Source organism: Oryzobacter telluris, assembly GCF_043099285.1.
Classification (GTDB): Bacteria; Actinomycetota; Actinomycetes; order Actinomycetales; family Dermatophilaceae; genus Oryzobacter; species Oryzobacter telluris.
Genome location: NZ_CP170723.1, coordinates 3,866,287 through 3,890,875, shown reverse-complemented (window position 1 = coordinate 3,890,875; position 24,589 = coordinate 3,866,287). Strand labels below are relative to the sequence as shown.

The following is a 24,589-nucleotide window of genomic DNA, read 5'->3' as shown; positions in this document are numbered from 1 at the left end:
CACAGGGGCGTGGCCGGGCGCCTGCGTGTCGCCTGCTCTCGACGCGTCAGCCGGAGGCAACGGGCAGCGTCAGCGTGAACACCGACCCGGCGCCGGGCTCGGAGCGCGCCGACGCCGTGCCCCCGTGGGCCCGCGCCACCGCCTCGACGAGGGCCAGCCCGAGCCCCGTCCCGCCGCTCGCCGAGGCGCGCGCCCGGTCGACCCGGTGGAAGCGCTCGAAGACGTGGGGGAGGTGCGCGGCGTCGATGCCCGGCCCCGCGTCGGCGACCTCGAGCCGCACCGCCCCGTCCTCCGCGGTGAGCCGCAGCCACACCGGTGTCCCCGGTGGCGTGTGCCGCACCGCGTTCGACGTCAGCCCCACCAGGGCCTGGGTCACGAGGTCGCGGTCCACCACGGCGACGAGCGACGCAGGCGCCTCCACCGACACCGCGCGATCGGGCGCCACCACCGCGAGGTCGGCGGCGACGTCCCTCACCACCCCCGCCAGGTCCACCGGCTCGGGCCGCAGCGCCCCGGTGGCCTCGGCGTCGTCGAGCCGCGCGAGGTCGAGCAGCCCGTCGACGAGCCGCCGCATGCGGGCCGCCTCGGCACCGATCCGGCGCAGGGCGTCGGCGACGACGGGGTCGACCGGCGAGCGGTCGTCATCCGGCCCGGACCCCGTGCGGCCGGTGTGCAGCGCGACGTACCCCTGCAGCGTGGTGAGGGGGGTGCGCAGCTCGTGCGAGGCGTCGGCGACGAACCGGCGCATCCGCTCGTTCGTCGCGGCCGTCGAGTCGACGAGGGCGTTGAACGCCTCCCCGAGCCTCGCGGCCTCCGTGCCCGGCGGCCCCGGTGGGACGCGCCGGGTCGTGTCACCGGCCCGGATGGCGTCGGCCGCCTCGGTCATCTGCGCGATCGGCCGCAGCCCGAGCCGGTCGACCCACCACAGGAGCAGCGCGAGCACCCCGGCCGCGACGAGCCCGACCAGCCCGAGGGTGAACGCGAGCCGGCGGGTCGCCTGGTCGGCCGGCGTGGTCGGCACGGCGAGCACCGCCTGGGCGCGCCCGTTCGGCAGCGGGGCGGTGATGACGCGGACCCGCCGCGACTCCCCGGAGGACGTGGCCCGCCCCGCCGGCGTCGTCACGCGCTCGCCGGAGGTCAGGGCCGGCACGAGGGTCGGGTCGCCCGCGGGGGCGAGGACCGTGACGAGCCGGCCGTCGGCGCCCATCCGCCCCACGTACACGTCCGACAGTCCTGCCGCCGGCGCCCCGGCCTCGGCCCGCGCCGACGCCAGCAGGATGGCGCGAGGGTTGCGGGCCAGGGCGGCGATCTGGGCGTCCAGCCGGTCGAGGAGGAAGGCCCGCTGCACCGCGACCACGGCGCCCCCCGCTGCCAGGAGGACGACGGCGAGGGCGGCCACCGCCACGAGGAGCCGGCGGCGCAGCGTCATCAGGGCAGCCGCACGGTGTAGCCGACCCCGCGCACGGTGTGGATGAGCTTCGGCTCCCCGGCGTCGACCTTCTTGCGCAGGGTCGAGACGAACGACTCGATGATGGCCGACTCACCGGCGAAGTCGTACTGCCAGACGTGGTCGAGGATCTGGGCGCGCGTGACGACCCGGCCGGCGTTGACGAGGAGGCAGCGCAGGAGCGTGAACTCCGTCGGCGTGAGGGCGATCTCGGTGTCGGAGCGCCAGACCCGGTGCTGGTCCTCGTCGAGGACGAGGTCGTGCACCTGGTGGCGCCCGGTGCTCGTCTCGGTGGTGCCGCCGCGGCGCAGCAGGAGGTGGCAGCGGGCCACGAGCTCCTCGAGGGCGAAGGGCTTGACGACGTAGTCGTCGCCGCCGGAGGTCAGCCCGCGCACCCGGTCGGCGGTGTCGGTGCGGGCGGTGAGGAACAGCACCGGCGCGCGGACCCCCTTGGCGCGCAGCCGCTTGAGCACCTCGAAGCCGTCGAGGTCGGGGAGCATGACGTCGAGGACGACGAGGTCGGGGCTCGTGGGGGTGCAGGCGGCCAGGGCTGCGGTGCCGGTGTCGGCCGTGGCGACCTCCAGGCCGGCCAGGCGCAGCGCCGACGACACGAGGTAGGCGATGTTCTCCTCGTCGTCGACGACGAGCACGGTCGGGGCCATGGCTGCACGCTCCCACGCGTCGTGCGCGGCTGGCTGGAGGTTTCCTCGGGACTTCCTGAGGATGCCGCGCGCCCGGCTCCGGGCTCCGGGCGCCTTGCGTCGGCCTCCGCTCGTCGGGACCCGAGCGCTGGGGGCTGCCCGCCCTGCTGCTCCCGCGGGCTCTGGTCCACTCGGCGCGATGGCGTCGATCCGCGCGGATGGCGGTGCGAACCCGACGCCATCCGGGCAGGTGGACCAGAGCCCGCCGAGTGGACCAGAGCCCGCGGGGTGGCGTCGATCCGCGCGGATGGCGGTGCGATTCCGACGCCATCCGGGCAGGTGGACCAGAGCCGACCGAGTGGACCAGAGCCCGCGGGGTGGACCAGAGGCCGCAGGGGTCTCCAGCGGATCACGAGGTGCGCCCGACGGGACCCCGAGGTCGGGGCGGGAACGTCGTCCTCGACCACGCACCACCCATCACCCACTGAAAGGTCCTCCGATGCCGCTCCTGCGCACCTCGCTCACCGTCCTCGCCCTCGGCGGCGCCACGCTCACCACGGCGCTCGTCGCCACCTCGGCCACGTCGGCGGGCGCGGCCCCGGCCCCCGTCGCCGCCGTCGAGGCCGCGCTGCCGGCCGTGCCGGTGGCCGACGCCACGTCCGCCGCCGCCCCGGCCCGCGCCGCCCGCGGCTGGTGGAAGGACCTCACCGACACCCAGCAGGCGTGCCTGAAGAAGGAGGTCGGCTCCCGCCCGGTCGGGCCGCTGTCCGTCGCCGAGCGCACCGCCCTGCGCGAGAAGCTGACCAAGGCGGCCGACGCCTGCGACGTCGAGCTCCCCTTCGCCCGCGCCCGCGCCTTCTGGGACAGCCTGACCGACGAGCAGCGGACCTGCCTGCGCGAGGCCGACGTCCAGCGCCCCTGGGGCCCGCTCACCGACGCCGAGCGCAAGGCCGTGCGCGCCGACCTCGCCGCGGCCGCGAAGGAGTGCGGCGTCAGCCTGCCGGCGAGGTCCTCGGCGCGTTCCTGACCTCGAGCGCCGCGGCGCGGTCGGTGACGACCGTGTCGCAGGCGTCGAGGAAGCGGGCCATGCTCGCGCCCGGGGTCGTGTCACCGAAGTAGTGCTGCACGAGGGCGGCGTGGGCGTCGGAGGGGTGCGCCACCGCGGCGTCGACGACCTCCGCCGCCCGCACGGCGTCGGCCGCGTCGAACAGGTCGCTCTCGGTGGTGAGGCCGACGTCGGGCAGCAGCGCCGACGGCTCAGCCGGCCGGGTCAGCAGGAGCGGCTTCGCGGTGGCGAGCCAGTCGTACGCGACGGCCGACACGTCCATCACCGCGACGTCGGCGGCGGCGAGCTGCCAGCCGAAGCCGCCTTCGACGTCGATGACGTGCTGGGCCGCGGGGTCGCGCCGGTTGGCCTCGCGCAACAGGCCGATGACCTCGTCGAGGGCCGCCCTGGACTCGCGCAGCACGATGCCGGTGCGCGGGTGCGGCCGGAACACCACCCGGTGCCGCCCCGTCGCCACCAGTGAGCGCACGAGCGCCGGCCCGTGGCTGGCCACCGACGAGTACCGCATGCTGGCGCGGTCGCCCTCCCACGTGGGGGCGAAGAGCACGACGGTGCGGCCGTCATCCGGCAGCGTGGGACCCGGGTAGGTGACGTCGACCTGGGGCCGCCCGACCTCGACGAGCCGGAAGTCGTCGAACCCGACGAGCTTGCGCGCGATGCGCTCCTTGGCGGCGTCGCCGGCGACGAACACGTGGTCGTAGGCCTTGAGCTGGTTGCTCGACATGTAGTCCTTGTCGGACTCGCCGTGGCAGATGAAGACGTGCGCGGGGTCGGCGAAGCGCATCGCCGAGAAGTTGGCCTGGTTCTGGTTGACGTAGAGGATCGCCCGCACCGGCTGTCGGCCGAGGAACGCCTCGACGCCGTCGATGTCGGGGGCGTGGTGCACCGGCACCGGGCAGTCGGCGAGCAGGGCGCGGGTCGCCTCCCAGTTGCGCGACAGGACGGTGACGTGGTGCCGCTCGTGCAGCCGGCGCAGCGGCTCGTACCACTGGTCGAGCTGGTAGAGGTTCTCCGGGCCGTCGGTGAAGTAGACCGCGACCTCGACCGTGCCGTCGGGCACCCGCGGCCGGCGGCCGAGCTCGGCCAGCACGTGCCGACGGGCCCGGACCGCGCGCACCCCCTTGGTGAGGATGCCGCGGACCTTCGCGACGTCGTCGGCCAGCCCCATCAGAGAACGTGCTGGTCGGCGGCGTCGAGCGCCCGGTCGAGGATGTCCAGGCCCTGCGCCATCTCCTCGGCGGTCGTCGTGCACGGCGGCACGACGTGGGTGCGGTTGAAGTGCACGAACGGCCACAGGCCCCCGGCCTTCGCGGCGGCCGCGAAGTCGTTCATCGGCCCGGCCGCGGGACCGCTCGCGTTGTAGGGGACCAGCGGCTCGCGGGTCTCCGGGTTCTTCACCAGCTCGAGCGCCCAGAAGAAGCCGAGGCCGCGGACCTCGCCCACGCTCGGGTGCTTCTCGGCGATCTCGGCCAGGCGCGGCGCGATGACCGTGTCGCTCACCTTGCGCACGTTCTCGAGGATGCCCTCGTCCTCGAAGATCCGGATCGAGGCGACGGCCGACGCGCAGGCGAGCGGGTGGCCGGAGTACGTGAGGCCGCCGGGGAAGGCGCGCTGCTCGAACGTCTCGGCGATCGCGTCGGAGATGACGACGCCGCCGAGCGGGACGTACCCCGAGTTCACGCCCTTGGCGAAGCAGATGAGGTCGGGGACGACACCCCAGTGGTCGACGGCGAACCACTCTCCGCAGCGGCCGAAGCCGGCCATGACCTCGTCGGCGATCCACACGATGCCGAACTCGTCGCAGATCTCGCGAACCCCCGCGAGGTAGCCGTCCGGCGGGACGAGGATGCCGTTGGTGCCGACGACCGTCTCGAGCATGATCGCCGCGATCGTCGACGGCCCCTCGACCATGATGACGTCGCGCAGGTGCTGCAGGGCGCGCTCGCCCTCCTCGGCGGCCGACGACGCGTGGAACTGCGAGCGGTAGGGGTAGGGCCCCCAGAAGTGCACGATGCCGGGCATCCCGGGCTCGTTGGCCCAGCGGCGCGGGTCGCCGGTGGCCGTGATGGAGCCGGCCGTGGCGCCGTGGTAGCTGCGGTACGTGGTGAGGACCTTGTGGCGGCCGGTGTGCAGCCGCGCCATCCGCATGGCGTTCTCGGTGGCCTCGGCGCCGCCGTTGGTGAAGAAGACCTTGTTCAGCGACCCCGGCGCGCGCTCGGCGATGAGGCGGGCGGCCTCGGAGCGCGACTCGTCGGCGAAGCTCGGCGCGATGGTGCACTGGCGGGCCGCGGCCTCCGCGATGGCCGCGACGAGCTTCGGGTGCTGGTAGCCGATGTTGACGTTGACGAGCTGGCTGGAGAAGTCGAGGTAGCGGTTGCCGTCGAAGTCCCAGAAGTGGCTGCCCGACGCCCCCGCGATGGGCAGGGGCTTGATCTGGGCCTGCGCCGACCACGAGTGGAAGACGTGGGCGCGGTCGTCGCGCGCGACGCGGGCCCCGCGCTCGGGGTCGGGCTGGATCTCCGGGGTGAGGAAGTCGGTCATCGTCGGCCTTTCGTCGCGTGGACGCGCACCAGCCTAGGAGGCGCGGTGGGGTCCGCGCCCGGCCGGGGAGGGGCGGGTCAGGAGGGGAGGGTGAAGATCGTGCGGTGCCACGGCTTGTGCGCGACCGCGGTGACGTCGTGCATGACGTGCTTGACGTTCGTGTACTCGTCGAACGAGTAGGCCGACATGTCCTTGCCGAACCCGCTGTGGCCATAGCCCCCGTGGGGCATCTCGCTGATGATCGGGATGTGGTCGTTGACCCACACGCAGCCGGCGCGGATCTCGCGGGTGGCGCGCCCGGCGCGGTAGGTGTCGCGGGTCCAGGCGGAGGCGGCCAGGCCGAACGGGGTGTCGTTGGCCAGGCGGATCGCCTCGTCGTCGTCGTCGAACGCGACGACGGCCAGCACCGGGCCGAACACCTCGTCGCGCCAGATCTCGGAGTCGAGCGGCACGTCGGCGACGAGGGTGGGCTCGTAGTAGCAGCCGCGGGCGAGGTCGCCACCCGGGGTCGCGCCGCCGGTGACGACCTTCGCGTACCCGCGGGCGCGCTCGACCATCCGGGCGACCTTGGCCTGGTGGGCGGCGGACGACAGGGGGCCGAGGTCGGTGGCCTCGTCGTCGGTGGCGCCGATCCGGACCTGGGCCATGAGGTCGGCGACGCCCTGGACGAACGCGTCGTGGAGGCTGCGGTGCACGATCGCGCGGGTGGCGGCGGTGCAGTCCTGGCCGGTGTTGATGAGGGAGGCCGCCACCGCGCCGTGCACGGCGGCCTCGAGGTCGGCGTCGTCGAACACGACGAAGGGGGCCTTGCCGCCGAGCTCGAGGTGCACCCGCTTGCCGGTGCGCGCGGCGGTGGCCATGACCCGGCGGCCGACGGCGGTGGACCCGGTGAACGAGGTCATGTCGACGTCCTCGTGGCCGACGAGGTGCTCGCCGGCGACCGGCCCGGTGCCCGTGACGACGTTGACGACGCCCGCGGGCGCCCCGGCCTCGGTGAAGGCCTCGGCGAAGAGGAGGGAGGTCAGCGGGGTGATCTCGGCCGGCTTGAGGACGATCGTGTTGCCGGCGGCGATGGCGGGCAGGACCTTCCACGCCGCCATCTGGAGCGGGTAGTTCCACGGGGCGATGGAACCGACGACCCCGATCGGCTCGCGCCGGATGGAGGAGGTGTGGTCGCCGGAGTACTCGGCGCTCGCCATCCCGTCGAGGCGGCGGGCGGCCGTGCCGAAGAAGGCGGTGTTGTCGACGGTGCCGGGGACGTCGAACTCGCGCGCGAGGCGGATCGGCTTGCCGGCCTGGCGGCTCTCGAGCTGCGCGAGCTCCTCGGCGCGCTCGTCGAGCAGCGCGGCCGCCTTGAGCAGCACGGTGGAGCGCTCGACGGGAGTGGCGCGGCTCCACTCCCCGAAGGCGGAGCGGGCGGCCGCGACGGCGGCGTCGACGTCGTCGGGGCCGGCGAGGGTCACCGTCTCGAGCGTCTCGTTGGTGCTGGGGTCGAGGACGTCGAAGGTCTCGCCCGAGGACGCGTCACGGCGCTCCCCGCCGATGTACTGGTGCATGGTTCCGAGCATACGCACGGCTCCGGCCTTCTGAAAGGGGGCCTGCGAGGTCGTTCAGCCTGCGGAATCCGTCGCCGCGGGCCGGTCGCACGAACGGACCCCGCCACCCCACCATCCCGCCGTGAGTGCGGACGTGGTTGCCGGGGCGACCGGTTCCGCACTCACGGCGGGGGGAAGGCGCCGGGGAAACGACGAGGCGCCGCCCACCCGCAGGTGCACGGCGCCTCGAGGCGCTTGGTGTCGCTCAGCCGTTGACGGAGCGCTTGAGCTGCGCCGCGGCCTTGAAGCCGACCGAGGTCGACGCGGCGATGGCGATCTCCTCGCCCGTCTGCGGGTTGCGGCCGGTACGGGCCGCACGCTCACGGGTCTCGAAGGTGCCGAAGCCCGCCAGGCGGACCTCCTCGCCCTTGGCGAGCTGCTCGCCGATGACGTCCAGGGCCGCGGAGAGGATCTCCTCGGCGGCAGTGGCGGAGACGTCGGTGCGGCCGGCGACGGCCTGCGCGATGTCCTTCTTCGTCATGTGTCACGCTCCTTTGGTACTGGGAATCATTCCTCAACTGACCCTAACAGGGCTGGTTCCGGTGGCCACGCGTCTCCCCAGGACGTGTCGCGCGCCGTACGGTACGCGGTTCCGCTGCGCCGGGTGACCACCACCCTCTCCGTGGACCCCGTCGCGTCGCACACCTCGAGCTGCACCAGGCCCTTGCGGGTGACCGGGTGGCGCAGCACGCGACCGGCCGCCCGGGGGAGCGGGTCGCGGCTCGCGAGGACGTAGGAGAACTTCTCGTCCTCGTACCCCAGCGCCCCGCCCTTGACGCGCCGGTGCAGCCCCGAGCGGTCGAGCCGGACCGAGAAGTGGCACCAGTCGTCGCGCGCGGCCACCGGGCACGGGCCGTCCTGCGGGCACGGGGCCACGAGGTGCCACCCGGCCGCAACGAGGCGGTCGCGCGCCGCGAGGACGGCCGCGTAGCCGCGCGGGGTGCCCGGTTCGATGACGAGGGTGAGGCGCGCGGCGGCGGCCACGGCATCGATGACGGGGGTGTGGAGGGAGTCGTCGAGCTCTCCGAGGACGTAGCTGAGGGTGACCAGGTCCGCCTGTGGCACAACGGGGTTCGCGCCGATCAGCATCCGGTCCCAGGTGGCGGAGGCGACGGCCCCGTCGCCGTGGCCGGCGATCCGGCGGCCGAGGTCGAGGGCGTCCGGCGAGCCGTCGAGGACCGTGGCCCGCTCGAGGTCGGGGAAGGCGTCGGCGACCGCCCAGGTGGCGGCGCCGGTGCCCCCGCCGAGGTCGACGAGCGAGCGGACCCCGAGGTCCGCGGCGGGGACCAGGTCGGTGACGTGGCGCAGCGCGCGGGCCACGGCGGCGTGCGTCGCGGGCATCCGGTAGGCGGCGTAGGCCGCGGCGGTCACGGGGTCGCGCAGCACCTGGGCGGTGGGCGGGGCACCGCTGCGGTAGACCTCGATGAGGGTGGCCGTCGCGCGGCGCAGGGCGTCGGCCGGGAGCCCGTCGAGCACCGCGTCGAGGGCGAGGGGGAGAGGGGCCGACACGCCGACCATCCTGCCGCGCCCCGCCACGCGGGATGATGCGGGGCGCCCGTGGCGTTCCACCCCCTGACGCGCCGGACCGGAACGAGCAGGTCCAGCGCCTGACCACGACGACCGTCGACCCCGAGGAGCAGCACCATGGCCACCGTCGAGCTGACCGCCGACACCTTCGAGACCACGATCACGACGAGCGACATCGTCCTCGTCGACTGGTGGGCGTCGTGGTGCGGCCCGTGCCGCCAGTTCGCCCCGACCTACGACAAGGCCAGCGCCAAGCACGACGACGTCGTCTTCGGCAAGGTCGACACCGAGGCCGAGCAGGCGCTCGCCGGGGCCGCGCAGATCACCTCGATCCCCACGATCATGGCGTTCCGCGAGGGGATCCTCGTCTACCGCCAGTCCGGGGCGCTGCCGCCGGCCGGGCTCGAGCAGGTCATCGAGGGCGTCAAGGGCCTCGACATGGAGGACGTGCGCGCGCAGCTCGCCGCGCAGCAGGCCGGTGCGGCCGCGGGGGCGGACGCGCAGAACGCCTGACGAGGCCGGCCCCGCACCGGTATCGTCGCGCCGTCCACCAGTCGAGGGGAAGGCCCGCTCAATGGAGCTGAACCCTGAAGAGATGCAGGCGGTCGTCAAGCGGCTGCGCCGTGCGCAGGGCCAGATCGGCGGCGTCCTGAAGATGATCGAGGACGGTCGCGACGCCCAGGACATCGTGACCCAGCTGGCGGCGGTCTCCAAGGCCCTCGACCGGGCCGGCTTCGCCGTCATCGCCGTGGGGCTGCGGCAGTGCATCACCGACCCCGACGGCACGACCGACGTCGCGGCGATGGAAAAGCTCTTCCTCTCGCTCGCCTGAGCGCGTCCCCCGACCCCGGAGCAGGGCGACGACGTCACGGTCGACGTGGCAGCCACCCGCGCCGGGCCCCACCACGGCTGCACGCGCCGCTGGCCACCCGAAGGCGCGCGCCCGGTCGGCGGCGAGCTCCCACGCGAGGTCCGACGGCTCGGCCGCCAGCACGTGGGTGACGGCGGGTGGGTAGTGCTCGAGGTTCGGACCGGACCCGAACCCGATCTCGAGGACCTCGCCACGGGCGGTGGCACAGGTGCCTCGTCGCCAGGTCGCCGCCGGTTCGCCCTGCAGGGCCCGGTGCGTCAGGCGTGGCAGGACCCGCTCCTCCCACCGCTCGCGCAGTCCCATCCCGGCAGTCTCCACCCGACAACCCGGTGGCGCACGGCGACCTCCGCGGGCTTTCATGGCCTGATGACCTCCACCCCCGGCCTCGCCCACGACCGGAGCGGGCCGCGCGGCGCCACGTCCGTCCTCCTCCTCCACGCCGGCGTCGCCGACCGCCGGCTGTGGGACCCGCAGTGGGACGACCTCACCGCCGTGCGCGACACCGTGCGGGCCGACCTGCGGGGCTTCGGGGAGTCGGTGACGCCGCCGGACGGGCCGCTCGACCACGTCGCCGACGTCGTGGCGCTCCTCGACGCGCTGGGGATCGCGCGGGCGCACCTGGTGGGGGCCTCCTTCGGCGCCGGGGTGGCCGTGACCCTGGCGCTGCAGCACCCCGACCGGGTCGCCTCCCTGCTGCTGGCGCCGCCGGGAGGCTCGTTGCTGACCGAGCTGACCGGCGACCTCCAGGACTTCCTCGTGGCCGAGCGGGCGGCGCTCGCGGCCGACGACCTCGACGCCGCGACCGAGGCGAACCTCGTCGCGTGGGTGGTCGGACCGGAGCGTGAGCGGTCGGCCGTCGACCCCGCCGTCGTCGAGGCGGTCCGCCGGATGCAGCACGCCGTCTTCGTCCTCGGCGAGACCTGGCCCGACGACGTCGACGAGGTCGAGCCCGACCCGCCGATCACCGACCACCTTGACGAGATCACCTGCCCCACAACCGTTCTCGTGGGTCACTTCGACCTGGAGACCTCCCGCGCGGCGGCCGACCTCGTCGAGGGGCTCGTCCCCGGCGCCAGGCGGGTCGACTGGCCGGACGTCGCCCACCTGCCCTCGATGGAGCGCCCGGCCGACTTCACCGCGCTGCTCCTGGACCACCTGCCCGACTGAACCCGGGCGGGCCGCCGCTACCGGGAGGGGTCGACGACGAGGATGCCGCGCGAGGGCGCCCCGCCCATCGCGACGAGCGCCGCGCCGGCCTCCTCCAGCCCGAGCGGCTCGGTGTCGGGGGCCATGAGGTCGGCGAGGACCAGCCGCCCGCTCGCGACGTCGCCGAGCAGGGCCGGGTAGTCGGCCGCGGCCATCCCGTGGCTGCCGAGGACGTCGAGCTCCCACCCGATGACGCGCTCCATCGGGACGTCGGCGCGCCCGGCGTCCGGGGGCAGGAGCCCGACCTGCACGTGCCGTCCCCGGCGGGCCAGGGACAGGATGCTCGTCCGGCACGCGTCGGGAGACCCGAGGGCGTCGACGCCCACGGCGACCCCCGCACCGCCGGACCAGTGGAGCACGGCCTCGACGACCCGGTCGGCTCCGATCGAGGCGTCGACGACCTCGTCGGCCCCGTTGGCGAGGGCGCGGTCGAGGGAGGCGGCCGAGACGTCGACGGCGCACACCAGCGCGCCCCGCGACCGGGCGACGGCCACCGCGGCCAGTCCGACCCCGCCGCACCCGATGACGAGGACCCGCTCGCCGGCCTTCACGCCCCCGCGGGCGACGACGGCCCGGTGCGCGGTCGCCACGCGGCAGCCCAGTCCCGCCGCGGCGCGGACGTCGAGGCCGTCGGGCAGGCGCACGAGGTTGGTGCCCGCGGCGTGCACGACGACGAGCTCGGCGAACGACCCCGGGTCGGTGAACCCGGGCTGGCGCTGCTGCGGGCAGACCTGGCCGTCACCGGCGGCGCAGACGTCGCAGGCGCCGCACGCCATCACGAACGGTGCCGTGACCCGCTGCCCCACCCAGGTGGGGTCGACGCCCTCGCCCACGGCCTCGACGACGCCGGCCAGCTCGTGCCCCGGGACGTGCGGGAAGGTCGTGATGTCGGTGTCGTGGCCCATCCAGCCGTGCCAGTCGCTGCGGCACAGGCCGCTCGCCAGCACCCGCACGACGGCGCCGCCGGGCGGGGCCGTGGGGTCGGGGAGCTCGGCCACGACGGGGGTGGCGCCGAACGCGGCGTACGTCAGGGCTCGCACGCCTCCACCCTCCCACTGGCGGTGAGTGCGGACGTGGTTGCCCCGGCCGCCGTTTCCGCACTCGCCGCGGGACGGCGTGGCGGTGAGTGCGCAAATGGTTGCTCCGGCGACCGTTTCCGCACTCGCCGCGGGTCTACGGGTGGTCGAGGAGGCGGGTGAGGCGCAGCGCGAGCTGGAGCTCGAGGGAGCGCTCGGGCTCCTGCCAGTCCTCGCCGAGGAGGGCGCCGACCCGCTCGAGCCGCTGCGCCACCGTGTTGACGTGCACGTGCAATGCCCCCGCGGCGTGCAGCGGGCTGCGGCCGGCCTCGAAGAACGCGGCGAGGGTCCCGACGAGGTCGGTGCCCCGCTTGGCGTCGTAGTCGACGAGCGGGCCGAGCTCGCGGCGCACGTAGGACTCGACGTCCGGGGCCGAGCCGACGATGAGACCGGCGAACCCGAGCTGGGTGGCGGCCGCCCCGCGCCCGCGGTGGCCGAGGGCGACCAGCGCGGCCACGGTGCGCACCGCCTCCTCGTGCGCGGCGGGGATGCCCTCGACGCCGGTGAGCGGCCCCACCCCGGCCACGGTCGCGGCGGTGCGGCGGCCGAGGCGCTGGGCGGTGGTGCGCGCCAGGGCGTCCGGGTCGGAGCCGGGGACGAGCGCGATGGTGTCGCCGTCGTGGGCGCCGACGAGCGCGCCCTCACCGACGGCCGAGCCCGCCGAGAGCAGCAGCGCCCGCGTTGAGGCCGCGGGCTCGCCGCGCAGGACGAGGAGGCAGTACTCGGCCCCCGGGTCGACGCCGGCGCCCCGCGCCAGCTCGAGCCGGTCCTCCTCCGACCCGCGGGCCGACACGAGCTCGGAGACCACCCGGTTGCGGGCCGACTGCCGGGCGTCGGCCGCCTGCCGCTCGAAGAGCAGGACGAGCGCAGTCACCACGCCGGCGCGCTCCACCGTGCGTCGGTCCGAGTCGTCGAGCTCGCCGACCCCACCGACGAACAGCGTGCCCAGGCGCTCGTGGGCGGCGGCGATCGCCAGGCCGTAGACGCCGTCGCGCTCGACGAGGCGGCCGCCATCGAGGTCGGCGAGGGAGTCGGGCACCGAGCCGGCGCGCGGCGACGCGCTGCGCACGGCACCGTCCTCCCCGACGACCACGGCCCAGCCGCCGAGGAGGTCAGCGAGCGCGCGGGTGAGGTCGTCGACCCCACCGCCCTCGAGGACGAGGGAGGCGAACCGGTCGTGCGCCGCCGCGGCCTTATCGACCCCGGCGGCGTACTGCTGCACGGTGTCGTGGGCCTGGGACAGGGCCTTGAGGGCGTTCTCGGCGTCGGCGAGGGCGCGGGTCTGCACGAGCGTCACGGCGGCGAGGGTGGCGAGGTTGCCGAGGAGGGCGACGTCCTCGAGGGCGAAGGGTCGCGGGCTGCGGTTGGCCGCGAAGAGCACGCCCATGAAGGTGCCGTCGACGACCAGCGGCGTGCCGCAGATGGCGACGATCCCCTCCTCGCCGACCGCGCCGTCGATGGGCGCGGTGTGCCGGAACCGGTTGTCCGACCAGTAGTCGGCGGTCCAGTAGGGCTTGTACGTGGACGCGACGAGGCCGCCGAGACCGGCGCCCAGGGCGAGCCGCACCGACTGGAACCGCGCCGACACCGACCCGTCGGTCGCCCGCATGTAGGTGTCCTGGTGCTCGGGGTCGAACAGCGTCAGGTAGGCGAGGTCGGCCCGCAGGAGGGAGCGGGCGCGCCGGACGATGGCGTCGAGGACCTGCGCGGGGTCGTTCTCGCTGGCCAGGGCGCGGGCGGTGTCGAGCAGGGCGCTGAGCCCGGCCTCGCGGCGCTGGTGCACCTCGCGGGCGGCGGTGACGCGCAGCGCGAGGTCGCGGGCCTCGGGCGGCGCGGGGGCCGCCGCGACGTCGGCGGTGGGGGCGTCCTCCGCGAGGAGGGCGAGGAGGGCCAGCACGTCCCCGGCGGGGGTCTGCTGCTCCGGCTCGCTCGTCACGGCCCCGATCCTAGGGAGGGGTCGCGGTCCCCGGGTGGGGGCGGCCGCGCTCAGTGCGCCGTCCACCCGCCGTCCATGGTCAGGGACGCGCCGTTCACCGAGGCCGCGGCAGGCCCGCAGAGGAAGAGGACGAGGCTCGCCACCTCCTCCGGCTCCACGAGCCGCTTGACCGCCACGGGGGCGAGCATGACGTCCTCGAGGACCTCGGACTCCTCGATGCCGTGGGTGCGCGCCTGGTCGGCGACCTGCTTCTCCACCAGCGGGGTGCGGACGTACGCGGGGTTGACGCAGTTCGACGTCACGCCCTTCGGGCCGCCCTCGAGGGCGACGACCTTCGACAGCCCCTCGAGCCCGTGCTTGGCGCTGACGTAGGCCGCCTTGAAGGCGCTGGCCCGCAGCCCGTGGACGCTCGACACGTTGACGACCCGGCCCCAGCCGTTGGCGTACATGTGGGGCAGCGACTGCCGCACGAGCCGGAAGGGGGCCGCGAGCATCAGGCGGTGGATGAGGTCGAAGCGGTCGACCGGGAAGTCCTCGAGCGGGGCGACGTGCTGGACGCCGGCGTTGTTGACGAGGACGTCGATGTCGGTGGGGAGGGCGGTGAGGCCGTCGAGGTCGGAGAGGTCGGCGGTCAGGGGGGTGACGAGGTCGAGGTCGGCCAGGGCCTCGAGGCCCGCGGCGTCACGGTCGACGGCGTGGACCTTGGCGCCCTGGATCGCGAGCGCCCGGGCGACGGCGAGCCCGATGCCGCTCGCGGCCCCCGTGACGAGGGCGGTGCGCCCGTCGAGGTCGGGGAGGAGCCCCGCGAGGAGCTGCCGGGATGCGTCGTCGCGTGCGTCGGCCATGTCCATGGACGCTAGGCGGGCGGTCAGCGCCCCTTCATGTGGGCGCCGCACACAATCCCGCCGAACCCCTGTGCGGCGCAGCCGCCACCGGTCGAGAGGAGGCACCACGCAGACCGGTGGGGGCGGGCGTCTGCGTGTCGCCTCCTCTCGACGGGTGAGCCACCCGCCGGGGCGGGGCCGAGTCACGGTTTCGACACGGACGGTGGACAACGCTGGACGGCCGCTGCACCCGTGTGGGAGAACTGTCCCGTGGTGGATGGGAGCGCTCCCACGCGGAGCACGGACGCAGCTCGACCGCGGCCGTCCCGTCCCGCACCGTCTGGCACCCGTGCCGAGGCCGACCGGGAACCCGGCAGCGGCACGGGTGCCGGGCGGCCCCCCACGATCGACGAGGTGGCCCGCCGGGCCGGCGTCGGTCGGGGCACGGCCTCCCGCGTCGTCAACGGTTCGCCCCACGTCTCCGAGTCGGCCCGGGCCGCGGTCCTGCGGGCCGTCGACGAGCTCGGCTACGTCCCCAACCGCGCCGCCCGCTCCCTCGTCACCCGGCGCACCGACACCGTGGCCCTCGTCGTCTCCGAGGACGGCGACCGCCTCTTCGGCGACCCCTACTTCGCCGCGGCGGTGCGCGGCATCGGCGAACGCCTGGGGTCCACGCCCGTCCAGCTCCTCCTGATGATGGCCGGTCGGCCGCGTGAGCGGGCCCGCGTCCTGGACTACCTCACCGACCGCCACGCCGACGGGGCTCTCCTGCTGTCGCTGCACGCCGACGACGACCTCCCCGACGTCCTCGAGGCCCGGGGCGTGCCCACCGTGTGCGCGGGCCGCCCCGCCCAGCGGCGCCCGGCCTGCGTCGTCGACGCAGCGAACCACGAGGGTGGGCGGGCCGCCGTCGCGCACCTCGTCGAGCGGGGCCGCCGGGCGGTCGCCGTCATCACGGGGCCGCAGGACATGTCGTCGGGCGTCGACCGCCTCGCGGGCGCCCGCGAGGCGTGGTCGGCCGCCGGCCTCGATCCCGCCGACCTGCGGGTCGTCGAGGGCGACTACAGCGAGCGCAGCGGCGAGGCCGCGATGCGCGGCCTCCTCGCGGCCGGGCCACCGCCCGACGGGGTGTTCGCGGCCTCCGACCTCATGGCCACCGGGGCCCTGCGGGTGCTGCGCGGGGCCGGGCTGCGGGTGCCGCTCGACGTCTCCCTCGTGGGCTTCGACGACGCCCCCGTCTGCCGGCACACCGACCCCGAGCTGAGCACCGTCCGGCAGCCGGTGGAGGAGATGGGCGCGGTGATGGCCGACCTCCTCCTCGCGCGGATCGCCGGGCAGGTGGTCGCGGCGGAGACCGTCCTCCCGACGACCCTCGTGGTGCGGGGCTCGAGCTAGGGGAGCGGGGCCGCAGGGCCGGCGCCACCGTCGGCCGGGAGGAGGACGCCCGCGAGGACGAGGCGCCGCAGGTCGTCGGGGTGCAGCCGGGCGGGGTCGAGGTCGCCGGCGAGGACGACGCGCACGGCATCGCGGGCGGTCGGGGGCACGTCGACGCGGGCCACCCGCGTGACGAGTGTGTCGCCCTCCCACCGGGCGGCGAGGCCGTCACGGACCCGCCAGGCATGGGCGTGCGTGCGCTCGGCGGCCGCGTGCTGGTCGAGCACCCCGAGGGGTTCGGCCCGCTGGGCACCCCGTCCCCGGGCGGCGAGGAGGCGGGCGAGGTCGTCGTCGGACACGGCGTCCAGGGCAGCCTCGAGGGCGGCACGCACGGCCTCGCGGTGGCGGGCGGGCGTCATCGGGTCGAGGACGTCGACCCCGAGGGGCAGGGACGCGCGGGCGGCCGGGTCGTCGTCGAGGTGGGTGGTGGCGGCGTGCAGCAGGTCGTCGAGGAGGTGGCGGACCGTCCAGGTGTGGACGCCGAAGGTCAGGTGGGTGCTGACCCCGCCGAGCGCCGTGGCCGAGTGCAGCCAGCCGCGGGGGAGGTAGAGGCAGTCGCCGGGGCGCAGGACGGCGTCGATGACGGGGCCGGCCCCGGCGGCGCGTGCGACGTCCTCACGGCGGTCGGTCCAGGGCTGGGTGCGCAGCGGCGCCTCGATGACGGGCGGCCGCACGCTCCAGTGCTTCTCGCCGGCCACCTGGACGACGAGCACGTCGTGGACGTCGTAGTGGTCGTCGAAGCCACGGTTCTGCGGCGGGGTGACGTAGGCGTTGACCTGCACCGGGTGGCCGAGGTCGGCGGCGAGCTCGCGAGCCGTGCGGGCGACCGGCGCCCAGGTGCGGTGGAGGGCCTGGAGGACGATCGTCGCGCCCTCGGCGAACTGGCGCAGGACCTTGTCCTCGCTCACCTGGTCGCCGATGGCGGCACCGACGCCCCCACCGAGGGTGAACGCGGCGTCGGGCAGGGTGGCGCCGTCGCGCGCCATCCGCAGGAACGGGGTGCGCAGCGCCCGAGAGGAGAGCAGCTCGTCGACCGCGGCGGGGCCGAAGCCGTGGGTGGGTGCCGGGAGGTCCTGCGAGCGGGTGAGCAGCGGCGCGCGGCCCCAGTGCTCGCGCGCGAACGTCTCGCGCGGGACGCCGACGAAGGCCCCGAGCCCACGGCCGGGGCGTGCGGCTCCGGTCGTGGGCTCGAGGGCGTCCGGAACCGCGCCCGGGCCCGCGACGGGTGTCGCGGAGCGGGCGTCGGCGGACGGGTTCATCAGGAGGCGTCCGCCCCGCCGTCGGCGCCGCCGTCGTGCTCACCGGGGGTGGCCGCGTCGCCGGCTCCGGCGTCGGCCGGGCCCTCGGCGCCACCGTCGGCGCCGCCGTCGTGCTCGTCCGGGGTGCCCGGGTCGCCCACGCCGCTGTCGGCGGGACCTTCCGTGTCGCCCCCGGCGCCGCCGTCGGCGCCCCCGTCGTGCTCGCCCGGCGCCCCGAGGTCACCGGCTCCGGCGTCGGCCGGGCCCTCGGTCTGCGTGGGGTCCTCGCCCTGGATGTCGCTCATGTCGCGCCCTCCTGTCGTGTCGGCACCGGGGCGGCGCCGCCTGGCGTCGAGCCTTGCACCCGCGATGGCGTGGCGGGCCTTTGCGCGCAGGCCGACACGGGCTTCGACACGGGCGCTGACCGGCGCTGACCGGCGCTGACCGGTGCTGACCTGCGAGGACCCCCGGAAACGACACTGACCCCCCGCCAGGTCGTGGCGTGAGGGTCAGGATGCGGTGCGACCGGGTGACGTCGCAGCCCGGCGGCGGCGTCGGTGGCGCGTGCCGGGCGGGTGGTGCGGGGTGCTGCGGTCAGTACATGCGGGGGGCGGTGGCCTGCGCCATGAGGTAGAGCTCCTGCGACTCGCGCACGAGGTCGCGGTCGGAGTGCTGGCTCCAGCTGCGGCCGTTGTGGCGGCTGGTGCGGAACTGGGCGGCGAGGGCACGAGCCTTCTGGACGGAGAGGGTTGCGGTGTTCATGTCCTCAATGGTGGAGGACAAAACTGTTCAGCACAACGCGACTTTGCTTAGGGGTCGTGCAGTCTGGCTTAAGATTCATCCATGCTCGACCCCCATCGCCTCCGCATCTTCCGCTCCGTCGTCGCGAGCGGCTCCGTCCAGGCCGCCGCCGACAACCTGGGGCTGACGTCCTCGGCGGTGTCGCAGCACCTCCAGTCCCTGCAGAAGGAGACCGGGCTGACCCTGTTCCAGCGCGCCGGGCGGGGGATCGTCCCCACCGAGGCGGCCCTCGTCCTCGACGCCCAGACCGACGAGGTGATGAGCCAGTGGGGCCGGCTCGACCAGGTGGTGCAGGACCTGCGCGACGGGCGGTCAGGGAGGCTGACCATCGGGTACTTCGCGTCGGCCGGCGCCGCGTGGATGCCCTCGCTCGTCAAGCGGCTGACCAACGAGTACCCCGACCTCGTCCTCGAGCTCGTCCTCACCGAGGTCGAGCACCGGGGCCCACGCCCCGACATCGACCTCGTCATCGACCCGCCCGACGCGCCGGTTCCGCAGGGGTACAACCGGATCGACCTCATCGACGACCAGTACGTGGCGGTCCTGCCCCGCGGACACGCGCTCGCCGAGGAGGCGGCCATCCCGCTGGCGGCGCTGCGCGGCGAGACGTGGGTCAGCAACGACTACGCGAAGGCCTTCGGGCACCGGTTGCTCGTGGCGGCCTGTGCCGCAGCGGGGTTCCGGCCGCGGTTCACCGTGCAGGCGCAGGACCACTACACGGCGATCGGCTTCGTCGGGGCGGGCATCGGGGTGTCGGTGATGCCGGGCCTGGCCGCCCGCAGCCTGCCGGCCAGCGTGGTGCGGGTCGCCCTCGAGCCCCCGGCGCCGGTGCGGCACCTCGCCGCCCTGGTGCGCGACGACGGGACGAGCAACCCCGCCGCCGACCGGGCCGTGGCGCTGCTCACCGACCTCATCAAGCACCCGAGCGCGATGCCGCGCCGCGCCCTCCCCCGCTGACAACCCGCGACTGAGTGCGCTGAACCCACGCTCGGGGGCGTCCCGGGCGTGGGTTCAGCGCAATCAGTCGAAGAGGGTCAGGAGGTGCGGGCGGGCTCCGGCTCGGATGACGCCTCGGCCTCGGCCTCCCCCTCGGCTGCGGCGTCGGCCTCGGGCCGGGCCGGGGGCTGCGTGGAGGCCGCGGGCCGGCCGAGCTCGCCGGACGCGAGGCGCTCGGAGAGCTTGAGCCCCTCGACGTCGAGGTCGGGCAGGAGCCGGTCGAGCCAGCGCGGCAGGTACCAGGCTCGGTCGCCGAGCAGGTGCATGACGGCGGGCGTCAGCGTCATCCGGACGAGCACGGCGTCGACGATGACGCCCACGGCCAGCCCGAACCCGATCGGCCGGACCATCGCCAGGTGGCTGTACGCGAAGCCGAGGAACACCGAGAACATGATGACCGCGGCGGCCGTGACGACCTTGGCGCCGTGGACGAACCCGGTGCGCACCGCGGTGCGGCTGTCCTGCCCGTGGGCGCGGGCCTCGTGCATCCCGGAGACGAGGAACATCTGGTAGTCCATGGCCAGGCCGAAGAGCACGCCGATGAGGATGATCGGCCCGAACGCGAGGATCGGCCCGGGGTGGTTGACCCCGAAGAAGCTTCCGGCCCAACCCCATTGGTGCACGGCGACGGTGGCACCGAAGGCCGCGCCGATCGACAGGAGGAACCCGCCGGTCGCCACGAGCGGCACGACGACCGACCGGAAGACGAGCACGAGGATGACGACCGAGAGCCCCACGACGACGAGCAGGTAGCCCGGGAGCGCCGCGGCCATCCGCTCGGACAGCTCGATGTTCGCCACGGTCTGGCCGGTGAGGCCGACCTCGACGCCGCTGTGCCGCGCGAGGGTGCCCGTGGCGAAGGTGATGCGGTCCACCGTCTCCTTCGTCGCGGGGTCGGCGGGGCCGGTGGTGGGGACGATCTGGAACGCCAGGGTGTCCTTGTCGTCGCTGACGCCGAACGGCAGGACGCTGCGCACGCCCTCGACGTCCTTGAGGGCGGTGGCGATCCGTGCCTGCTCGTGCAGGACCTCGGCGTCGGTGGTGGGGCGGCCGGCCTCGGGGAGGGTCGCGACGGCGATGACCGGGCCGTTCATGCCGGGGCCGAAGGCGTCGCCGATGGTGGAGTACGCGAGCTGCGCCGACGAGCCCTTCGGCTCGGCGCCGCCGTCGGGGAGGCCGAGCTGCATCGAGGCCACCGGGATGGCCGCCGTGCCGAGCACTGCCACGACGCCGAGCACCGTGAGCCACGGGCGGGCGGTGACCACGCGGACGTACCAGCCGCCGTGCTCTTCGTCGGAGGCGTGGCCGGCGGTCTCCCGCGTGGTCAGTACGCCGGGCGTGGCGTATCCGGCCTTGCGCCAGCCGCGCTTCGAGACCACGCGCGGGCCCATGAGCCGCAGCACCGCCGGGCTCACGGTCACCGCGACGACGACCGACACGGCGACCGTGCCGGCGGCGACGAGGCCCATCTCGGCGAGGATCGGCATCCCCGACAGGGTCAGGGCGGCGAGCGCGATGACGACCGTGGTGCCGGCGAAGACGACCGCGCTGCCCGCGGTGCCCACGGCCCGGCCGATCGACTCGACGGGGTCCATGCCGGCGAGCAGCGAGGCGCGGTGCCGGTTGACGATGAAGAGGGCGTAGTCGATGCCGACCGCGAGCCCGAGCATGAGGGCGAGCGCCGGCGTCGTCTGGTTGAGGTCGACCACGGCGGTCAGGGCCATCGCCGAGCCGAGGCCCACGCCGACGCCGAGGAGGGCGACGAGCAGCGGGAGCCCCGCGGCGACGAGGCTTCCGAGCACGACGACGAGCACGAGGATCGCCACCGTGAGGCCGAGGATCTCGCCGGGGCCGACGAGCGCGACGTCCTGGGTGATCTCCACGCTGTAGTGCGCGGTGATGCCGGCGGCCTCGAGCTGCTCGGCCGCGGCGGCGGGGACCTTCTCGCGGTCCTCGAGCGGCACCGACTGGGGCGCGTCGTCGAACTGGAGCTGGGTGACCGCGACCGTGCCGTCCTCGCTCACCAGGCCCGTCCCGCCGGAGGCGGCGCGCACGGCGGAGCCGTCGACGTACTGGGCCCGCCCCGCGGCGAGGTCGGTCTCGCCCTTGGTGAGGTCGGCCTCGGCCTTCGCGAGCTGCGCGCGGCCGTCCTCGACCTGGGTGCGCAGGGCGGGGATGGAGGGGTCGTCGGGGTTGGCCTTCTCGAGCTGGGCGAGGAGCGCCTCGCCGCCGGCGAGCCGGAGCTTGCCGTCGTTCAGCTGGGCGCGGCCCTTCTCGAGCTTCGCGGCGCCGTCGGCGAGCTTCGTCTTCGCGGTCTCCAGCGAGGTCCCTGAGTCGTCGAGCTGCGCCTGCGCGTCGAAGGGGTCGATGACGCGGGTGACGTGGGGGACCTCGCGCCACGTCGCGAGGACGTCCTTGACGGTCTGGCGCTGGGCGTCGGTGAAGGCGCCGTCGTCGCTCTGGAGGACGACCGTGGCGAACCCGCCCGCGGCCTCCGGGATCTCCCGGCCGAGGGTGTCGAGGACGCGCTGGAACTGGGTGTCCGGGATGGTGATCCGGCTGCTGAGGGGATTGCCGAGGGTGCCGGCGGCCGCGCCGACGGCGGTCAGCAGGACGACCCAGATGGCGATGACGCGCCAGGCGTGCGTGGCGCACCAGCGGCCGAGGCGGTACAGGACGGAGGACATGGGGAGCCTTCCCGATGGGGGTGAAGGAGGTCAGGAGGTCCGCGCGGCGACGCGGCCGGTGCGCTGCGGGTCGAGCCCGGTGCGCAGGAGGTCGAGGGCGGTGGTGACGGTGGAGCGCAGGTCGAGCGGGTCGGCGCCGGGGGTGGCGGCGGCCCGGGCCCAGACGCGGAACGCGGCCTCGGCCGCGCCGACGAGGGTTGATGCCGTGGTGGCGATGACGAGGTCGTCGGTCCCCTCGGGCAGGCGACCGCGCAGCCAGCCCTCCAGCCAGTCGAGCCACTCGTGCAGCTCGACGAGGCAGAGGCCGCGGGCGTGGGTGGAGACCTCGGCCGCGCGGGCGATGACGGCGATGCGCTCGAGGAGCTCGACGTCGCTCGGGTTGCTGATGACGGCCAGCGCGCTGTCGAGGACGTCCTCGTCGGCCGGTCGGGCCTCGAGCCGGTCCCCGATGGAGTCGAAGAACTCGGCGATGCTCGCGGTGAGCACGGAGTCGACGCTGGGGAAGTAGTTGAAGAAGGTGCGGCGCGAGACGCCGGCGCGGTCGGCGACGGACTCGGCGGTGAGGGCCTCGACGCCCTCGTCGCGGACGATGCCGTAGGCCGCGGCCGCCAGCGAGCGGCGGGTCTCGTCGCGCTTGCGGTCGCGCAGCGAGGTCGCCGCGGCCACGACGGAGCAGCGGTCGCCCTCGACGGAGCGCGTGCGGTGGATGGTCATGGACGCCAGCGTACGCCTTGGATGCACGCCAGTGCAAAACTGCACGACCATGCATCCGGTCACGATCCCGCGATTCGAGGTGAAACCCGACCCTGTGGCGGTAGATCTTCACCTCGACCCGGCGGGGGTGTGCGCCGATTCGAGGTGGAAGTCGACGCTGTGGAGGTGGAGTTTCACCTCGACCCGGCAGGGTCATGCAGTGGGTCGAGGTGTTCGGCCGGCATGGCGCACCGCCGGAACACCTCGAACCGACGGACTCCCGACGGGTGGACGGGTCAGGCGGAGATGTCGCCCGGCGTCGCGAGGCGCTGGGCCGAGGCCGGGACGATGTGGCGGCGTCGGCCCAAGAGGAGGCCGAGCCCCGTGCCCAGCACCCAGAGGGGCACCGCCACGGCAGGCCAGGCTCCCACGGCCTGGGCGGCGTCCTCGGTGACGATCACCAGGACCACGAGCGCCGGCAGGGACAGGACCACACCGAGGGCGAGCCCGACGGCGGCGGCCTGCATCCGGATGGTGCGCATGCGCCACAGCGTGGCACCCGCCGAACGGACCTGTCGACCCCTTCGCCGAATCAGCCGGTGGTGCCGTCGAACGCCGGGTGGTGCGTCCCGACCTTGCGTGCCGCCGACAAATGACCGCCGAGGAAGCCGCCGACCGCAGCAGCCGTCGCCCCGGCGAGGCCGAACCGCGCCCCGGCCTCGTGACGGCCGCGCTTGCGGGAGACGTACGAGGCCGCGTAGAGGCCGATGGCGAGCCCGTTGGTCACGGCGTGCACGAGCCCGACCCGCTTGTCGCGCGTCCCGGCCTCCGACCACTGCGCCCAGCCGGTCCATGCCGTCGGGCCGACGGCGAACAGGCTCGCGCCCACCAGCTGCTGCGCGGCGCCGCGCGAGCTCTTGCCGCCGACGAGGTCGAGCAGGGTCGCCGAGGTCCACGACCCCAGCACGAAGTCGGTGAGCACCGGATGGAGCGCGTGCCCCAGCCAGTCGCCGCGCAGCACCTGCCCGCGAGCCCCCGACCCGAAGGTCGAGCGGATCGTCGGCTCGATGGCGGCGACCGCGCCATCGAGGGCGGAGAGCTCCTCGAGGCGCAGCAGCAGTGACACCTGGGGCGGAGCCTTCTCGAGCGAGCTCATCCGTTTCCTCCTCCGACGACACGACCGTCCACCCGCACCGTACGACCGCAGCGGCCTCCTCGTCGCGTCCGGTGCGCGCCGTCCACGGAGGATGCCGACACGGACGCCCGCCCCTCAGCCCCCGCCGAGCGACCCCACGGCCCGCGCGACGATGAGCAGGGAGATCGCCAGCGCGGCGGTCGACTGCATCGCCATGAGCAGCTTGGCGCGCGTGCTCAGCGGCATCGTGTCGGTCGGGCTGAAGGCGCTGGAGTTCGTCACCGACAGGTACAGGTAGTCGACGAACTCGGGGATCCACCCGCTGCGGGCGCTCGCCGTCGCCGCGACCTCGCTGACCGCGCCGGAGTTCTCGTCCTGCGAGAACCGCCAGTCGGCGGGTGGCAGCTGGTCGCGCCGCGAGCGGTGCCGTGCGACGGGCCCGCCGCGGTCGAGCTCCCAGTAGAGGAGCGCGAACCCGATGACGTTCGTCAGCCACACCTGGACACCGCCGAGCAGCAGGCCCTTGGGGTCCTCGTCGGAGCCCAGGGTGCCCACGAGCATCCCGAGCGCGACGAGGTTCGCCCCGATGACGACGAGCGCGAGGACGACCGACACCCAGCGCGCCCAGCGGTTCGACCGGACGACCCGCACCGGGTTGACGACCACGAGCGAGACGAGGAGCAGCGCCTCGACGACCGGGATCGCAAAGCGCGGGCCGACGAGCAGGGGTTGTGGCAGCAGGGCGTAAGCCACGATCGCCACGATCACGGCGACGGTGGGGGGCAGGCGGTGCTCTCCCTCACCCGACCTGCGGTGGCCGCGCTCCTCGTCGAGCACGTCGCGTGCCATCCGACCTCCTGTGCCGACCACGGAAC

At 74.8% G+C, this 24,589-nt stretch carries 24 protein-coding genes; 6 read left to right on the top strand and 18 right to left on the bottom strand.

The window, feature by feature from the left end; all coding sequences use genetic code 11:
* Window positions 1-46: 46 nt before the first annotated feature.
* Together ACFLFB_RS18190 and ACFLFB_RS18185 are read right to left on the bottom strand one after the other, a co-directional pair.
* A complete protein-coding gene (locus ACFLFB_RS18190) occupies window positions 47-1,429 on the bottom strand; it encodes a sensor histidine kinase (RefSeq protein WP_392543579.1) in 1,383 nt (460 codons plus the stop codon).
* Window positions 1,429-2,109 carry a response regulator transcription factor gene (locus ACFLFB_RS18185; protein ID WP_392543578.1) on the bottom strand — a complete coding sequence of 227 codons (681 nt, stop codon included), beginning with the start codon at window positions 2,107-2,109 and terminating at the stop codon, window positions 1,429-1,431. Before ACFLFB_RS18185 ends, ACFLFB_RS18190 begins: the two co-directional genes overlap by 1 nt.
* A gap of 478 nt (window positions 2,110-2,587) precedes the next feature.
* On the opposite strand from ACFLFB_RS18185, the gene ACFLFB_RS18180 reads away from it, so the two are divergent.
* The gene (locus ACFLFB_RS18180) at window positions 2,588-3,115 is read left to right on the top strand and encodes a hypothetical protein (RefSeq protein ID WP_392543577.1); all 528 of its coding nucleotides are present in this window, start codon (window positions 2,588-2,590) and stop codon (window positions 3,113-3,115) included.
* On the opposite strand, the gene ACFLFB_RS18175 is transcribed toward ACFLFB_RS18180, so the two are convergent.
* From ACFLFB_RS18175 to ACFLFB_RS18155, 5 genes are all read right to left on the bottom strand, one after another.
* Window positions 3,081-4,322, bottom strand: coding sequence for a CDP-glycerol glycerophosphotransferase family protein (locus ACFLFB_RS18175; protein ID WP_392543576.1), 1,242 nt, complete (start codon window positions 4,320-4,322; stop codon window positions 3,081-3,083). The genes ACFLFB_RS18180 and ACFLFB_RS18175 overlap by 35 nt on opposite strands.
* Window positions 4,322-5,695 (bottom strand): aspartate aminotransferase family protein, encoded by a 1,374-nt coding sequence (locus tag ACFLFB_RS18170; protein ID WP_392543575.1) that lies wholly within the window; start codon window positions 5,693-5,695, stop codon window positions 4,322-4,324. The genes ACFLFB_RS18175 and ACFLFB_RS18170 overlap by 1 nt, the downstream gene beginning before the upstream one ends.
* A 77-nt stretch (window positions 5,696-5,772) precedes the next feature.
* Window positions 5,773-7,251: a gamma-aminobutyraldehyde dehydrogenase gene (locus ACFLFB_RS18165; protein WP_392543574.1), complete on the bottom strand. Its 1,479-nt coding sequence runs from the start codon at window positions 7,249-7,251 to the stop codon at window positions 5,773-5,775.
* A gap of 244 nt (window positions 7,252-7,495) precedes the next feature.
* On the bottom strand, window positions 7,496-7,771 hold the full coding sequence (locus ACFLFB_RS18160; RefSeq protein ID WP_392543573.1) for an HU family DNA-binding protein: 276 nt from the start codon (window positions 7,769-7,771) through the stop codon (window positions 7,496-7,498).
* Between the two features lie 26 nt (window positions 7,772-7,797).
* Window positions 7,798-8,799, bottom strand: a complete 1,002-nt coding sequence (locus ACFLFB_RS18155; protein ID WP_392543572.1) for a small ribosomal subunit Rsm22 family protein — start codon at window positions 8,797-8,799, stop codon at window positions 7,798-7,800.
* Between the two features lie 135 nt (window positions 8,800-8,934).
* Between ACFLFB_RS18155 and trxA the strand changes: the two genes are divergently transcribed.
* The 3 genes from trxA (at window position 8,935) to ACFLFB_RS18140 (ending at window position 10,855) form a co-directional block, all read left to right on the top strand.
* Window positions 8,935-9,330, top strand: coding sequence for a thioredoxin (gene trxA, locus ACFLFB_RS18150; RefSeq protein ID WP_392543571.1), 396 nt, complete (start codon window positions 8,935-8,937; stop codon window positions 9,328-9,330).
* A 61-nt stretch (window positions 9,331-9,391) separates the two neighbouring features.
* Window positions 9,392-9,649 carry a metal-sensitive transcriptional regulator gene (locus ACFLFB_RS18145; RefSeq protein ID WP_392543570.1) on the top strand — a complete coding sequence of 86 codons (258 nt, stop codon included), beginning with the start codon at window positions 9,392-9,394 and terminating at the stop codon, window positions 9,647-9,649.
* A 405-nt stretch (window positions 9,650-10,054) separates the two neighbouring features.
* Window positions 10,055-10,855 carry an alpha/beta fold hydrolase gene (locus tag ACFLFB_RS18140; RefSeq protein WP_392543569.1) on the top strand — a complete coding sequence of 267 codons (801 nt, stop codon included), beginning with the start codon at window positions 10,055-10,057 and terminating at the stop codon, window positions 10,853-10,855.
* A gap of 17 nt (window positions 10,856-10,872) precedes the next feature.
* On the opposite strand, the gene ACFLFB_RS18135 is transcribed toward ACFLFB_RS18140, so the two are convergent.
* From ACFLFB_RS18135 to ACFLFB_RS18125, 3 genes are all read right to left on the bottom strand, one after another.
* Complete coding sequence (locus tag ACFLFB_RS18135; RefSeq protein WP_392543568.1) at window positions 10,873-11,934, bottom strand: alcohol dehydrogenase catalytic domain-containing protein; 1,062 nt, start codon at window positions 11,932-11,934, stop codon at window positions 10,873-10,875.
* Between the two features lie 133 nt (window positions 11,935-12,067).
* Window positions 12,068-13,906, bottom strand: a complete 1,839-nt coding sequence (locus ACFLFB_RS18130; protein ID WP_392543567.1) for a helix-turn-helix domain-containing protein — start codon at window positions 13,904-13,906, stop codon at window positions 12,068-12,070.
* 50 nt (window positions 13,907-13,956) lie between these two features.
* Window positions 13,957-14,751, bottom strand: coding sequence for a 3-hydroxybutyrate dehydrogenase (locus ACFLFB_RS18125; protein ID WP_392543566.1), 795 nt, complete (start codon window positions 14,749-14,751; stop codon window positions 13,957-13,959).
* Between the two features lie 393 nt (window positions 14,752-15,144).
* Here ACFLFB_RS18125 and ACFLFB_RS18120 point away from each other — a divergent pair, with 393 nt between their 5' ends.
* Window positions 15,145-16,125 carry a LacI family DNA-binding transcriptional regulator gene (locus ACFLFB_RS18120; protein ID WP_392543565.1) on the top strand — a complete coding sequence of 327 codons (981 nt, stop codon included), beginning with the start codon at window positions 15,145-15,147 and terminating at the stop codon, window positions 16,123-16,125.
* Here ACFLFB_RS18120 and ACFLFB_RS18115 read toward each other — a convergent pair.
* The 3 genes from ACFLFB_RS18115 to ACFLFB_RS18105 form a co-directional block, all read right to left on the bottom strand.
* Window positions 16,122-17,423 carry a cupin domain-containing protein gene (locus tag ACFLFB_RS18115; RefSeq protein ID WP_392543564.1) on the bottom strand — a complete coding sequence of 434 codons (1,302 nt, stop codon included), beginning with the start codon at window positions 17,421-17,423 and terminating at the stop codon, window positions 16,122-16,124. The genes ACFLFB_RS18120 and ACFLFB_RS18115 overlap by 4 nt on opposite strands.
* Window positions 17,423-17,707: a BatC protein gene (locus ACFLFB_RS18110; RefSeq protein ID WP_392543563.1), complete on the bottom strand. Its 285-nt coding sequence runs from the start codon at window positions 17,705-17,707 to the stop codon at window positions 17,423-17,425. Before ACFLFB_RS18110 ends, ACFLFB_RS18115 begins: the two co-directional genes overlap by 1 nt.
* Before the next feature lie 289 nt (window positions 17,708-17,996).
* The gene (locus tag ACFLFB_RS18105) at window positions 17,997-18,164 is read right to left on the bottom strand and encodes a hypothetical protein (protein WP_392543562.1); all 168 of its coding nucleotides are present in this window, start codon (window positions 18,162-18,164) and stop codon (window positions 17,997-17,999) included.
* Between the two features lie 81 nt (window positions 18,165-18,245).
* Here ACFLFB_RS18105 and ACFLFB_RS18100 point away from each other — a divergent pair, with 81 nt between their 5' ends.
* Window positions 18,246-19,160, top strand: coding sequence for a LysR family transcriptional regulator (locus ACFLFB_RS18100; protein ID WP_392543561.1), 915 nt, complete (start codon window positions 18,246-18,248; stop codon window positions 19,158-19,160).
* A 77-nt stretch (window positions 19,161-19,237) separates the two neighbouring features.
* Here ACFLFB_RS18100 and ACFLFB_RS18095 read toward each other — a convergent pair whose 3' ends face one another.
* The 5 genes from ACFLFB_RS18095 to ACFLFB_RS18075 form a co-directional block, all read right to left on the bottom strand.
* Window positions 19,238-21,886 carry an MMPL family transporter gene (locus ACFLFB_RS18095; RefSeq protein ID WP_392543560.1) on the bottom strand — a complete coding sequence of 883 codons (2,649 nt, stop codon included), beginning with the start codon at window positions 21,884-21,886 and terminating at the stop codon, window positions 19,238-19,240.
* 30 nt (window positions 21,887-21,916) lie between these two features.
* Window positions 21,917-22,600 carry a TetR family transcriptional regulator gene (locus tag ACFLFB_RS18090; RefSeq protein WP_392543559.1) on the bottom strand — a complete coding sequence of 228 codons (684 nt, stop codon included), beginning with the start codon at window positions 22,598-22,600 and terminating at the stop codon, window positions 21,917-21,919.
* A gap of 275 nt (window positions 22,601-22,875) precedes the next feature.
* On the bottom strand, window positions 22,876-23,121 hold the full coding sequence (locus ACFLFB_RS18085; RefSeq protein WP_392543558.1) for a hypothetical protein: 246 nt from the start codon (window positions 23,119-23,121) through the stop codon (window positions 22,876-22,878).
* Window positions 23,122-23,171: 50 nt separating this feature from the next.
* Window positions 23,172-23,735, bottom strand: coding sequence for a DUF2231 domain-containing protein (locus ACFLFB_RS18080; RefSeq protein ID WP_392543557.1), 564 nt, complete (start codon window positions 23,733-23,735; stop codon window positions 23,172-23,174).
* A gap of 114 nt (window positions 23,736-23,849) precedes the next feature.
* Window positions 23,850-24,563, bottom strand: coding sequence for a hypothetical protein (locus ACFLFB_RS18075; RefSeq protein ID WP_392543556.1), 714 nt, complete (start codon window positions 24,561-24,563; stop codon window positions 23,850-23,852).
* Window positions 24,564-24,589 lie beyond the last annotated feature (26 nt).